The sequence below is a fragment of the Mesorhizobium sp. M1A.F.Ca.IN.020.04.1.1 genome (genome assembly GCF_003997315.1).
Lineage (GTDB): Bacteria > Pseudomonadota > Alphaproteobacteria > Rhizobiales > Rhizobiaceae > Mesorhizobium.
Window position 1 is genome coordinate 1 of record NZ_RZSN01000166.1, and the last position, 12,807, is coordinate 12,807.

A 12,807-nucleotide genomic window follows, 5' to 3' on the forward strand; every position below is an offset into this window, starting at 1 on the left:
GTGTATGCCCGTAATAAACGACAAAAACCCGAGAGCGGTGATACCAGCGAACACCGAGGCCGGCAGATTCAAGGTGGATCCACAACTGAAAAACGCCTCCGATCGTCTCGCCAGGCTGAAACGCCGGTCCGGCCCCTTGGCGTCAGTATCCCGTGCCAGCTCAGCCGGAGACCCTGTCCCGTCATCGAAGGCCGCGGGCAGCGCCGCATCCGGAGACGTCGGCGCAATGCTGCTTCCTGCTCTCTTCCCTTCTCGTCTCCTGGCAGTTAACCGCGATTGCGCAGCACTGAGCTCCATCTGCCATTCGCTGGTCGCCACAGGATCATCGCACCCAAAAACCCTCGCCAGCCAACGAATATTGGCAGTGCTAATTCCCTTCTCGTTCTCTTGAAACCAAAGCTGCACCGTTCGCAGATCGACCCCAATCCGGTTGGAATCAATCTGTGAAATCGCCTCTGCAAGAAGCTCGGGCGTCCATGGGCCTGCAGGAAACCCGTCTTTGCCCAATGGCCGACCCGCACCCGCCGCCGCTAATCGTTTGAATAGTTCTTTGAAATCACTCCCGTCTCTCGGCGGAGGGACAAATAACTTTCCATTCTTAAACAATGACTTACAGGCTCTGGTTTCATTTCATTTCGCTGGGCTTCGTATCCTATCGTGCCCTCGTCCCTGATCAACGGTTTTATCGACCCGATGCAACTTAGCGGTGCGGCAATGTTTGAAACTCGGACAGAGAGCGGGCGACGGGCCCTCGCTGTGCTGAAGCTGGCTGACGTAACCGAGCGTCACATGGCGACGCAAAAAGCATCTGCCGTCGTCCTCGACGAGGAAGGGCGACGGGCGTCCGAAGAGGCGATGGCGCGCCGCGAGGTGACCATGTATCGGCCGGCCGACCACAAGGAGTCGATCGGCAAGCTCGTGTATATCGCGGCGTATCTTATCGCGCAGCGCAAGCGCCTCGAAGAGGAGGAATTGGCGACCATTCTGGAAATGGCTGCACCCGTCGGGTGAGCGTCCGACCATGAGGGAAAGTTCGCCGCCCAGGCGGGCTTTTTTGTAGCGCAGGCGTTTGCGTGATGGACTGTCACAGTAGATCAGGCCTTCCATGGACCAGGCGGATGAGTCCGGCCTGTGCCGCGCCGGTGACGATTCCAAAAAGCAACGCAGCCAGGAAGTTCCAGCCGAAGCAAAGTGAGATGACGAAGCAAACCACGGCTGTTGCAAAGACCGTCACGTAGTCGAGAAATTGATCTTCCATTGCGAACACCTTTCCGTATCGGCCTAGAAGATTGTGGCAATCCATTCGCCGTTGGCCGCCTTTGCGAAGCCGACAACACGATTGACGGGCTGTGCCTCGGGCGACATCTTGACCGTAGTCATGCACGAAACGCCGGGGCCGTTGTCGTTTTTGTCGCACTGGCCAAGGCCAAGCGAGATCTGCGGCATGTCGTTGCGATCCCACACCAACGGTGAGGTGGATTGCGCGTTCTGATAGGCGGCCAGGGCCTCATCCTCTGACGGTTTTTCCAGGACTGGTAGCGGACACAATGAGGGATCCACGGTTATCGCGCCCGTGAGCTCGGCCTTGGTGATGGTCCTTGCCTCGACATTCGGGTGTGGAATTACCAGCCAGGTTCCGCCGGCGCCGACCGCAAGGCCGACGCCGGCTGCCATGGCGAGGAGGGCGGCATTGTTCATCGCTCTGCCCATCAGAAATTCAGATTGAACCAGTGGCGTTGCTTGATGCCCTGATCATTCGGAATGTCGAAGTACCAGGGATCAGCGCGCCTCGGCCGCTGCGAGGAAATCTCATTGATGCAAGAGGCGTCTCCGTCACGGGCACGGCGATTCAAGATCACGCCGGCTTGAGTGGCGGGACCCTTTAGACCGGCGTGCGTTTGACAGGTGTTGAGGGTCTTGACGCAACGATCCGGCACGCTGCGATTGCCGTCCCTGCCATATTGGCTGTAGCCGATCTTGGTCCCGTCGGGGCAATCGGCATAGTCCTCGCGACCCGGTGCACCGGCCTTTGCTTCGTCGCAGATGGGCCACGAGAAGCCAGGCTTCGACATGGCAGCAATAAGTTTGATCATCGGCGGGATGCAGTATTGCACGCCATGCCAGGAGGGGTTTTGCGAGGCTGCGCAAAGCAGGACTTGGCAGCCCCAAGATGCGTCTTGTGCCTTAGCCGCTGCGGCGGGAAGGAGCGCGGCGCCGGCGATGCCGGCGGCATAAATCAGGTGTTTCATGTCAGACGGTCCTCCTGATGATCATTGCGGGCGTCGCCCAGGCGACAGACCGTGTGCGGCTAGAGTGGCGCGGTTCGCTTCGAAGCGTCTGCCACGTAGACGAAGTCCGGCAACTATCGGTCTGTCCTCAACGGCCGCTTGCGGGCATCGGTAAATGGCGGGGATATTTCACTCTCGCGTTCGGCCAGCAGATTGAAATCAGCGATCGGCCGGCGATCTAGCGTCTTGTCGACCGCCTTGCGGCGCCATTCATCCATGTCGAGCACGTAGGTCGCCCACATGCCGTAGCGCGCGGCCACGGCGTAACGCTGATAGGCGGCATATCTGCCATTGACCGGATAGGGAGAGGCAACCCGCGCCCAACCGACACGAAGCATTTCCAGGGCAAGATCTCGAGCGCCGATGGTGCAACGCGCGATCGCCGTACCGTCTAACCTGTAGGAGACGACGTTGCAGGTCACCGACTTGTCGCCGACCGTCCGTTTGAGCCATGCCTTGGCAAATGGTCCGCAGGGGACGGGGGCGGGAGCCTTCACGCGCTCGCGATCTTCCCAGTTGGGATCGAGTGCCCATTGCGGCAGCTCGCACGCGTCGATGTCGGCCAGTTGGACTCTCTTTGCGTACTGAGGATACCAGAGCGTCCGCCCGTCCATGACAGTGACCCGCCCTCTCAGAACGGGATGCACCCCGGTCACCTGTGCGGCGGATGGTTCTACGGCTGGCCGGTAGACCTTGCGGACAGGCTCATTCCTGATGACATCGGCCGCTTCGACGACCTGAGCGGTGAGGGCAAGCATTGCTGCCGACAGGAGGAGTTTGGCTTTCATTGCTTCGCCTCCTTCTTGGCGCGCTCGTTGGCTGTCTTGGCCAACAGGACTGCCGGGTGCACAACATCGGGAAACTGCCAGAGACCCGCCTTGCGTTCGCGGGCGTCCAGCTCGGCCACGGAGTACGGCGGATGAAGGGGCATGCCCTGATCATCGAGCGAAGCGAAGGCATAGCCGCTCGAAATCATCATGGTGGCGAGGTCGAGGCGATCCTTGCCAACGGTGGCATAGCAGATGACGTAGGTTAGGTCCGCGGTCTTGGCGACCGGCGCGCAAACCGGCTTGGTGTCCTTGATATAGGCAGCAAAAATTGCCAGGGAGGCATCGCCACAGTCGCGCTTTTGCCCCTTCAAGTCGGTGTAGTTGGTGCCCCGAAGGCAGGATTGAATGCCAAAGAGGCGATAACGTTGCCCGTCGGCGACCCAGGTGTCTCCGGTTTCCAGTGTGATGCCCGGCTCTAGGTCGAAATAGCCATCAGGCGCACTAAGTGACGTTGCAACACCGGCCACGGTGAGCGCGAGGGCGAGTGGAAACCTCCTCATTGGGCTTTCACTCGCGGATCGGCCCACATGCCGTAGGACCCTTTCTTGCCGGCATCTTCGGCCTGCGCGAGGTCCGGCCGGTCATAGGAGCCATCGGGCTTTTTTGTCAGGCGCACCGCGCCAAGGGACAAAAGCTGTTCCTCGAACATATCAACGGAATCGAGGCTGCCGGGATAGTTATAGTAGCCGTAGCAGGTAGCATTTTGCGTCGGTGACGACTGCTCGCTGACGAAGGCCCGGCAGAAGATGACCTTTGGGCTTTTCAGCATGATTTGCAGCTGCTGTTGCGCGAAATCGGCGCAAGTGCCGGCAAAACCCTCCTTCCGGTTGACCATTTCGCCTTGGCACGGCTGGAGGCCGTAAAGGTGAAGACTGGTCTCGCCATCGACCCGGAAATCCGTGGGCGATATCGCCACATATCCGGATGCTGACGCGTAGCCCTTTCGGCCCACGGCTTTACCGCTGCCGTCATAGTATTCAACGACCAGCACCGTCTTTCCCGGTGCCGCCAGCGACTTGATGTAGTCCTTGTTGACGTTGTCCACCGACCAGGCCGGCGTTGCCATAACGCAACTTGCGAATGCAGCAAGGATGGTCCGTTTCATTTCCAGCCCTTTACCATATTGGTTCATGCCGAATTCCACTTTTGGGGTTTAAGTGTGGCCCAAAAACTTGTATCGCTATACCAAAGCGGTTCATACCATGGCGAACTTAATCGGTTTTCAACACAATCTCAACACCGCAAATGGGGCGGGTCGCGATGACGAAAAGGGCTAGGACGAGCAGCATTGTAGGCAACGGGGCTCTGATTTGCTCAACCCTGCTGAATGTGCTCGTCGCCGGGCCCGCAATGGCCCAGGAAGCACAGAAATCCGCCACTTTTGTCAGCAATTTCGCGCAAGCTGAAAGCGCCACTGACGCTGCGATCAGTCAAATTTTCGACTCTAGATGGAGCACAAGCGGCAGTGATTACGTGCTCAGTGAGGACGGCGTTGTCGCACCAGAGAAGACAGCCAAAAAGGACCAACTTGCAGGTATCCATATTGGTACACGGCAGCGGGCTTACGCGATGGAGGACGACACTCCGGAAAATACCATTGTGGGTAAGATTCCGACAGGACAGATCACCCAAAATGGCGTAGCAAATGCGGCTCAAGACAACACGTCAAGCGTGCAGGTATGCGGTCCGTCACCCCTAAGCCCTTCGGAAATCAAGAAACTGGTTGTCGATGCGGCGCGGCGTCACAAGGTCGACGAGGTATTCGCCACGGCGATTGCCTGGGCGGAAAGCGGCTTCGACCAAACTCGCAATTCGGACAAAGGCGCACGCGGTCCCATGCAGCTCATGCCTGCCACCGCCGAACAGTTCCAGGTCGCGGACATCTGCGATCCGGAGCAGAACATAGAAGGCGGCATGAAGTACCTGCGGGTCCTGCTCGACGAGTTCCAAAATCCTCTGCTTGTCGCCGCTGCGTACAACAGCGGCGAGCAACGCATCTACGAGTACGGCGGCATCCCGCCGTTTCGGGAGACCGTCGGCTACGTCGCCAAGGTGGTCAATTACCAGCTCGGTTTGCCCATGCCGAAGGCGAAGGCAAAGCCCAAGACTTCCGGGACCACGACAATCGCAGACGGCGGCGAGAACGGCGACGTAGGTGTCATCGCCGTGAAGAAGACCGGCAAGTTTGTCGGCGGTGTAATGCACTTTTGAAGGAGAGAACGCATGAAGTGCAATGCAATTGAGGGGCCGAGGGTCGGCGCATGGAAGCTGGCAGCCGTTCTTGGATTGGCTGCGGCCGTGCACATGGCCGGCGTCGATCTAGCTTTGGCGCAAAGTGGGGGTGGCGGCGGCGCCTTCGCGCCACTGCAGACGGCCGTTCAAATGATCGTGGATTTCATCACAGGTCCGTTCGGCCGGCTGCTAGCGATCATTGCAGTGATCGGCCTCGGTTTCCTCGCCTTCGCCGGTCGGCTGTCGTGGTTCACGGCCGGCGCCGTCATCGTCGGCATTGGCCTGGTCTTCGGCGCACCGACCATTGTCGATGAAATGATTGCAGCTGTCGGCAAATAGCGATGGCTGAGTTCGAGGACGAAAAGCCTGCGCTCACGCCGCTGGTGATCGGCTTGACCCGTTCACCGACGCTTTGGGGCGTGCCGTACATGGCCGTCGTTATCGTCGTCGGTTGCACGATCATAGGGTGGCTTGGCTCCAACTCCCTGTGGGCACTGCTGACCGCACCAATCGCCTACCTCGTCCTTTTCACCCTGTGCACCTGGGACAACAAGATCCTCGACGTGATGCAGGTTGCGTCGCGCAAGACGCCCCGCACGCGCAACAAGAGTTTTTGGGGCACCAATTCATACGGACCATAGCCGATGCTGAAGGTCGTCACAGATGAGCTTGGGTTTGGGAAGGCCGCTCACAATGAGCGGCCAATGTCGACTCATATCCCCTATTTGCGCCATGTCTCCGATACGGTGATCGGCTTGGAAAATGGCGCCTTGATCAGCGTCATCAAGCTCGATGGCCTGTTCTTCCAGACTGAGGACCAGGCCACGCTAAACATGCGCTCCGTTGTGCAAAACACGATGATCCGCGCGCTCGGTTCCAGCCGATTTTCGCTGTGGTCGACGGTCATTCGCCGCGCGGTTGAAACCGAGATCGGAGGCGCATTTGCTGATCCGTTCTGCGACCTGCTCAACAAGCGTTACATGGAACAGTTGCGCCACAAGCGCATGTTCACGAACGAGATCTACCTGACCATCGTAAGGTCAGGCATGAGGGGTGCGCTCGGTATCGGTGACACCCTTAAGCGGATACTCAACAACGCCAGCAGCGACGGCCGCTCTCAGCAGTCACGCGAGGACGTGACGGAAGTGGAGGAGCTGGTCACCAACATCACGCGCGAGCTCGAGAAATACGGCGCACGTGCGCTCGGCATCGCTCGCCGCGACGGCGAGCCATATTCCGAACCCTGCGAGTTCTTCAACACAATCCTGACCTGCGGCGTGCCACGTAAGATGCGGCTCCCGCGCATGGGCATCAGCAACTATGTCGGCACCTCTCGCCTGCATTTCAGCAAGCGGACCATGCAGGCACAAGCCGCTGTCGACGAGGACAGCCGATTCGGCGCGCTTCTGTCGGTAAAGGAATATCCCCCCTTTACGGGGCCAGGAATGCTCGACGGCCTTTTGCAAGTCAATCACGAGTTCATTCTGACGCAATCTTTCACGATCGCGGACAAGCCCATTGCTCAAGAGCGAATTACCCGCCTACAGCGTCAAATCCAGGCCTCGGACGAAGCGGGTAGCTCGGTCGAACACGACATCGATTTCGCGGTTAACAGCCTGATGAACCAGGAAGCCGTTTTTGGCTTCCACCATCTGACACTGTTGTGCCTGGCCCGCGATCTGGAGGGCGTGAGCAAGGCGGTCTCCGAGCTTGGGGCATGCCTCACCGACATGAACATCAACTGGCTGCGCGAGGATATGAACCTCGAAGCGGCCTTTTGGGCGCAATTGCCAGGAAACCACAGTTACATCGCCCGCAAGGCGTTGCTGTCGAGCGGCAATTTCGCCGGTTTGTCGTCGATGCACAATTTCGCGACGGGGCAATCCGACGGCGCGCATTGGGGCCTGCCGATTACGATCCTCGAAACGACGTCGCAAACGCCGTACTGGTTCAACTTTCACCAACGCGACATTGGCCACTTCCTCGTCACTGGTCCGACCGGCTCTGGAAAAACCGTCGGCCTGACGTTCTTGCTTGCCCAGGCGATGCGTATCAATCCCGCGCCCAAGGCAGTTTTCTTTGACAAAGATCGCGGTGCGGAGATCTTCATTCGGGCGGTTGGCGGCACCTACGAGGTACTGTCCCCGCAAACACCCACCGGCTTCAACCCACTCCAGCTCGAGAACACCGGACCGAACCGGGAATTTCTCCTGCGGCTGCTAAAGGCAATGCTTCGCGCCAGCGATCGTCGCGACTTTGGCCAGGAAGACGAAGATACACTCGAAAAGGCCTTGGCTCGGCTCATGCAAGAGCCCACGGCTGAGCGCAACTTTGTGAACCTGTCGACCCTGCTCGTCGGTCGCTCTCGCGCAGACGCCAACGACCTTCATGCACGGCTGCGGCCATGGATCGACGGCGAAAAGGCATGGCTGTTCAACGCTCAGCACGACGTTCTGTCGTTCTCAGGGCATCGTGTCTTTGGCTTCGACATGACCAACATCCTCGCAAATGAGGAGTTGCGCACACCGGCGCTGATGTACCTCTACCATCGGCTGGATGAGCTGCTGAACGGCGATCCTGTCATGTTCTTCATGGATGAAGGCTGGCAGCTGCTACAGGACGAGACCTTTTCGGCGTTCATCGTCGACAAGATGAAAACCATCCGCAAGCTCAACGGCATTGTCGGTTTCGGAACGCAGTCGGCGGCCGACATCGCCAAGGCCCGGGCATCTCACACGCTGATCGAGCAGTCGACAACCAACATCCACTTCCCTAATCCGCGCGCGGACGAGGAAAGCTACATCACCCGCTTTGGCCTGACGGTCAAAGAATTCAACTTCATCAAAAACACCCCGCCTGAGAAGCGCACTTTTCTCGTCAAGCACGGGAATGACTCGGTCATTGCCCGCCTCGATCTGTCGTCGATGCCCGACATGGTGAAGGTCCTGTCGGGTCGAAAGAAGACGATCGAGGAGTGCGCAGCACTTCGGGGAAAATACGGCGACGAGCCGGAAAAGTGGCTGGCTGAATTTTGCGGATGGGAGAAGGCCCAATGAGAAATCGTCTGGCCCTTGGCTTGCTGGTGTCAACACTCGCCACCCCAGTTCCGGCGATAGCGTCCGGTGTTCCCGTCATCGACGGAGCAAACCTCGGTACAAAAACGGATCGGAAGGACGAGATCGGCGAAATCGAAGAGACCGACAAGGACCGGTTTTCGATCAACAAAGGCGTGACCTGCTCCGTCTTCAGGGAAGGTCGCAAGGACGATCCGATCGCTGCCGCGCAAGCCAACCCCGAAATTGTCGGCCTGGTCAAAAGGGTCGCGAGGGAAGAAGGCGTCGACGAGAACCTTTTTATGGCTCTCGTCTACCAGGAAAGCCGTTTCAACCCATGCGCCCAATCCGGCGCCGGCGCATATGGCCTCACACAGCTGATGCCGGGGACCGGAAGCGATCTCGGGGTCAATCGCTACAACATCGAGTCCAATTTGCGTGGCGGCGCCCGCTATCTGAAACAGCAGCTCAGGCGGTTCGGCGGCAACGTGAATCTGGCACTCGCCGCCTACAATTCTGGTCACGGCAACGTCCAGAAATACGGTGGCATCCCGCCGTTCAAGGAAACACAGGGTTACGTCAAGAAGATCACCCAACAGTGGCTGCCGGCACTCGGTGGGGCGAACGGGGCGAACATCCCGATCAACTATGGCGGCGGCAGCACATCTTACACTGGCATGCGGGATTCGACGATCGACGCCATAGCGACGTCGCAAGCCACGCAGGAGAGCGGCGCCAACGTCGCGTCATGGCTGCAGCAGCTCGGCGGCCTAACCACTGGAACCATTCAGGACAGCTGGGACCATAATTCCGGCGCGCGAAACGCCAATCTCGAGATGATGAACCAGGTCATCCTGCTCGGGACGACAATGGCTGACCTGTTTAATTCAAGAAACGCGATGCAGCTGACTGAAACGTCGGGCTCATCTCAGTCATCTGGATACAAAAACAAGGGCGAAATGCCGCGCGAAACCACTGGTCTATGCGACCCGCGCGAAGGGCTCGAATGGAGCCCGGCGGACCAGGCCTGTGTCCAGAAGCGCGAGCGTGAATCCACCCTCAAGCTGCAACTCAAGCTTCAATAAGGAGACCTTCTATGAAGCGCTCTATCCTCACTGCGTGTTCGGTTCTGTTTGCTTCCGCGGCTTGGGCATCAGGCGTGCCGGTCATCGACGGCGCCAATCTCAAGGTGGCCAAGGAAACGGCCATGACAACCGACAAGATCCTGAACACGAACAAGGACATCCTGTCGACTGTCGAAGACACGTTGAAGGCCGTCACCGGCGATCGCGGCGGTGACGCCAACCAGATGCAGAATCTGGCCGTTGGCAACGGTTTCAGCGTGTCCTCCATGCCGTCCTTCGACAGCATCATGTCAGGCGGTGTGCCAAATTTCGGCGGCATGGGTGGCGACATCAGCAAGATCGCGACCACCTTCATCAATGGCCTGCAGCTTGTGAAAAGCCTCTCTGGCAAGTCAAACAGCGGCTTTTCCAGCGACAAGTCCTATGAAGAGCTGATGAACACGGTCCTTGGCGTTTCGGCCCTTGTGACCGGATCGCAGAAGGCCGTGACGACGCGCCGGAGCGCCCTCGAGCAAGCGGGACAGAGCATCGGCCAGGCTCAGGACATCAAGGGGTCGATCGATCAGAACACCCAATTGCAGGTCCAGGCCGGCCTCACGATCAACGAGCTGATCGGTGTGATGAACGGTGCTGTCGGCTCTCTTCAGGCCGACAACCAGCGCCGGCTCACCGACATTTCCAACTCGAAGAAGGCATTGACCTACGGTGGCAACTAGCTCTGCGCACATAGTCAGGGCCTTGTTCGTGGTCGTGATCGCTGCCGGCGTTGCCGGCTGCGGTACGGTCAAAGAGAAAACGGCCCCCTGCAAGCGACCCGCAAATCTGACGTCCTACGCTGCCGACCCTCGCCAGGAATGCGGCCCGATGTCGTACGTCAACGGCGACCCTGCCACGGCCATGGCCGCGATTAAGGCGATGGCAACTCAGTAAGGACGATCGGCGGCAATGGAAGATTTCTTAGGCAACCTTCTCGACCGGATTGAGGACACCGGGAGAACCTTTTCGGAAAGGGCATATGGGATTGTCGGCAGCGAAATCACACCGCTGCTCAACGTCCTGTTCCTGGCCTACGTCGCCTATTACGGCCTGCAGCTCTTCATGGGAACATCCAGGGTCAGCGTTGCCGAAGTCATCGGCCGCGTCGCCCGGATGGTGGTCATTTTGCTGATCGTCAGAGAATGGAGCAATTTCGACACGCTGTTTTACAGTTGGTTGAACAACACGCCAGAGGATGTCGGGCGCGCGATCCTGACGGCTACGGGAACCGGCATCACCGAACCGACAAATGGCCTGTCGATGATCTGGAAGACCGCCAATGAAGCAGCGGCGGCGTTTGCGGAGCAGTCGGGCTACTTTGCCATTCTACCGTCGATGATCGGCTTTCTCATCATGCTTTGCGTGGCGGTCTTTATCGCCGTCGCGCTGGCGATCCTGTTGCTGGCTAAGGTGATGATGTGGGTGCTGGTTGGAACAGCCCCGATCTTCATAGCCTGCATGCTGTTCGAGCAGACGCGACGCCTCGGCGTGTCGTGGTTCCAACAGGTCCTTCTCTACGCGCTGATACCGCTGTTCATCTATGTGGTTGCCGCCTTCCTCATTGCCGCCATGGATCCCGAGCTCACCAAGGTAACGAATGCAGCAAACCAACGCCGGCTGCAGCTCAGCGACGTGTCGGCTTTCCTGCTGCTGTGTTTCGCAGGAGCGTTCGTACTTTTCCATATCCAGGTGTTGGCACAAAGCATCGTCGGCGGCGTCTCAGCGGGCATCGGCAATGTCGCGAGAGCTGTCGGCATGACGGCTTCAACGAAGGCACTCGACGGTGCACGCGGCGCGGCAGGCGTGGTCGGCAATGCCGGTATGCGAGCACGCGATCGTATCCAATCCGGCATGGTCGCCAATATTCGCACGGCCAATGAGCGCACTGCCATGCAGAACAAAATCTCCAACAACAGCATGCCTCGCTGAGGCTGCTTGCTGGCAGGCAAAGTAAGGGCTGGATCAACATGGCAGACAACGAAGGTGCTCTGAGGAGCTATTTTCAGGACGGCGATCGATGGGAATACGAGATCGTCAAGAAGGCGAAGCGCTCCCGGTCGCTTGCGTGGTTCGTGGCGCTGCTATTCGGCGTGATCACGTTGCTGGCGCTCGCAGCACTCGTTCTCTTGGTCCCGCTGAAAACCTTCGAGCCGTATATCGTCGAGGTCGACAAGAACACCGGCTATATCGAGGTCAAGACAGGCCTGACCAAGCCGTTGACCCTGACAGAGACGCAAGCCATCACGCAAGCCAATGTGGTGCGCTATATCCGCGAGCGCGAGGGCTATGACCCGTTCGCCATCGAAGAAAACTTCGGTGTCGCCGCTCTGCTCTCGACCGGAGATGCGGCACGCGAGTTGGCAGAGCAGTACAGCGCAGCCAACCGGAACAATCCGACCAAAGTCTACGGCAAAAACAAGCGCGTGCTGGTCGACGTCAAGTCCGTGACGTTCTCGAACGCCAGCACAGCGCTGGTCCGGTTCTCGACAACGGAAAAGTCCGACACGGATTCGATCGTCCGGCACTACATTTCGGTTGTGCGCTACCGCTATACCGACACGCCGGAAACGAACGAATGGCGGTTTGAAAACCCCCTCGGATTCCAAGTCTACAACTACCGCCGCGACCAGGAAACGGTTACGCCGGGGGACGAGGGATGATGAGACGCCTGCTGTTTTTGGCGGCGTTTTCCGTCGCCATCCAGACTCACGCCCATGGCGCGCAAACGCCTCGTCCGGGCAACCTCGACGGGCGCGTTACCAGTGTCGTCTATCAGCCGAACAATGTGGTCACGGTCAATGCCACCTATGGCATTTCGACCATGATCATTTTCGACGAAGATGAGAGATTCGAAACGATCTCGCTCGGCGATACGGAAAGCTGGCAGGTTGCACCCTCGGAGAAGGGCAACATCCTGTTCGTCAAACCGGTCGCCAAGAACGTCACCACCAATATGAACGTGGTGACGACGAAACGAATTTATTTCATCGAGCTGCACGACTATGCGCCAGAGGCAGGCCACAAGGTCTTTGGCGTACGCTTCGTCTATCCGGAGAAGGATCTGAACGCCGCCTTGCGCAAGGAGGCGGAATATAGGGCGGCAAACCCCAACGTTTCGAACATCGACAAGGCCAACGTCAACATTGACTACTCGTTCTCGGGCGAGGCGGCCCTGAAACCGTCGATGGTCTTCGATGACGGCAAGAAGACCTTCTTCAAATTCGACGGCCGCGTGCCGGCGATCTTTGCCGTTCAATCGGATTTTTCCGAAACGCTGCGCAAC

The 12,807-nt window shown here is 58.7% G+C and carries 17 protein-coding genes and 1 pseudogene; 11 read left to right on the forward strand and 7 right to left on the reverse strand.

The features are described 5' to 3' along the window. Positions 1-606, reverse strand: a pseudogene (locus EOA49_RS25430) (hypothetical protein); the annotation flags it as partial. A gap of 183 nt (positions 607-789) precedes the next feature. Here EOA49_RS25430 and EOA49_RS25435 point away from each other — a divergent pair. Then, positions 790-1,011 carry a hypothetical protein gene (locus EOA49_RS25435; RefSeq protein ID WP_127241586.1) on the forward strand — a complete coding sequence of 74 codons (222 nt, stop codon included), beginning with the start codon at positions 790-792 and terminating at the stop codon, positions 1,009-1,011. A gap of 73 nt (positions 1,012-1,084) precedes the next feature. Here the strand turns inward: EOA49_RS25435 and EOA49_RS32815 are convergent, their stop codons facing one another. The 6 genes from EOA49_RS32815 to EOA49_RS25460 all read right to left on the reverse strand — a co-directional run bounded on the left by EOA49_RS32815 (position 1,085) and on the right by EOA49_RS25460 (position 4,223). Next, on the reverse strand, positions 1,085-1,258 hold the full coding sequence (locus tag EOA49_RS32815; RefSeq protein WP_164746909.1) for a hypothetical protein: 174 nt from the start codon (positions 1,256-1,258) through the stop codon (positions 1,085-1,087). 23 nt (positions 1,259-1,281) lie between these two features. After that, positions 1,282-1,698, reverse strand: a complete 417-nt coding sequence (locus tag EOA49_RS25440) for a hypothetical protein (protein WP_127241585.1) — start codon at positions 1,696-1,698, stop codon at positions 1,282-1,284. An 11-nt stretch (positions 1,699-1,709) separates the two neighbouring features. Then, on the reverse strand, positions 1,710-2,249 hold the full coding sequence (locus tag EOA49_RS25445) for a hypothetical protein (protein WP_127241584.1): 540 nt from the start codon (positions 2,247-2,249) through the stop codon (positions 1,710-1,712). 113 nt (positions 2,250-2,362) lie between these two features. Then, positions 2,363-3,076, reverse strand: coding sequence for a thermonuclease family protein (locus tag EOA49_RS25450; RefSeq protein WP_127241583.1), 714 nt, complete (start codon positions 3,074-3,076; stop codon positions 2,363-2,365). Next, the gene (locus EOA49_RS25455; RefSeq protein WP_127241582.1) at positions 3,073-3,618 is read right to left on the reverse strand and encodes a thermonuclease family protein; all 546 of its coding nucleotides are present in this window, start codon (positions 3,616-3,618) and stop codon (positions 3,073-3,075) included. The genes EOA49_RS25450 and EOA49_RS25455 overlap by 4 nt, the downstream gene beginning before the upstream one ends. Continuing rightward, positions 3,615-4,223, reverse strand: a complete 609-nt coding sequence (locus EOA49_RS25460; protein ID WP_127241588.1) for a hypothetical protein — start codon at positions 4,221-4,223, stop codon at positions 3,615-3,617. Before EOA49_RS25460 ends, EOA49_RS25455 begins: the two co-directional genes overlap by 4 nt. A 245-nt stretch (positions 4,224-4,468) precedes the next feature. Here EOA49_RS25460 and EOA49_RS25465 point away from each other — a divergent pair, with 245 nt between their 5' ends. From EOA49_RS25465 to EOA49_RS25510, 10 genes are all read left to right on the forward strand, one after another. Beyond that, a complete protein-coding gene (locus tag EOA49_RS25465; protein WP_127241581.1) occupies positions 4,469-5,329 on the forward strand; it encodes a lytic transglycosylase domain-containing protein in 861 nt (286 codons plus the stop codon). A 12-nt stretch (positions 5,330-5,341) separates the two neighbouring features. Next, positions 5,342-5,689, forward strand: a complete 348-nt coding sequence (locus EOA49_RS25470; RefSeq protein WP_127241580.1) for a TrbC/VirB2 family protein — start codon at positions 5,342-5,344, stop codon at positions 5,687-5,689. A 2-nt stretch (positions 5,690-5,691) separates the two neighbouring features. After that, complete coding sequence (locus EOA49_RS25475; RefSeq protein ID WP_127241579.1) at positions 5,692-5,991, forward strand: VirB3 family type IV secretion system protein; 300 nt, start codon at positions 5,692-5,694, stop codon at positions 5,989-5,991. Between the two features lie 3 nt (positions 5,992-5,994). After that, positions 5,995-8,406, forward strand: a complete 2,412-nt coding sequence (locus EOA49_RS25480) for a VirB4 family type IV secretion/conjugal transfer ATPase (RefSeq protein ID WP_127243420.1) — start codon at positions 5,995-5,997, stop codon at positions 8,404-8,406. Next, a complete protein-coding gene (locus EOA49_RS25485) occupies positions 8,403-9,488 on the forward strand; it encodes a lytic transglycosylase domain-containing protein (RefSeq protein WP_127242228.1) in 1,086 nt (361 codons plus the stop codon). Before EOA49_RS25480 ends, EOA49_RS25485 begins: the two co-directional genes overlap by 4 nt. A gap of 11 nt (positions 9,489-9,499) precedes the next feature. Further along, entirely contained in the window at positions 9,500-10,204 is a 705-nt protein-coding gene (locus EOA49_RS25490) for a type IV secretion system protein (RefSeq protein ID WP_127242229.1), read from the forward strand. Between the two features lie 10 nt (positions 10,205-10,214). Next, a complete protein-coding gene (locus EOA49_RS33670) occupies positions 10,215-10,418 on the forward strand; it encodes a hypothetical protein (RefSeq protein WP_120017305.1) in 204 nt (67 codons plus the stop codon). 15 nt (positions 10,419-10,433) lie between these two features. Then, complete coding sequence (locus EOA49_RS25500) at positions 10,434-11,453, forward strand: type IV secretion system protein (protein WP_127243421.1); 1,020 nt, start codon at positions 10,434-10,436, stop codon at positions 11,451-11,453. A 38-nt stretch (positions 11,454-11,491) separates the two neighbouring features. Continuing rightward, a complete protein-coding gene (locus EOA49_RS25505) occupies positions 11,492-12,184 on the forward strand; it encodes a type IV secretion system protein (protein WP_127241870.1) in 693 nt (230 codons plus the stop codon). Then, positions 12,181-12,807 (forward strand): TrbG/VirB9 family P-type conjugative transfer protein (locus tag EOA49_RS25510; protein ID WP_127243422.1); only part of this gene is annotated, 627 nt, incomplete at its 3' end. The genes EOA49_RS25505 and EOA49_RS25510, both read left to right, overlap by 4 nt.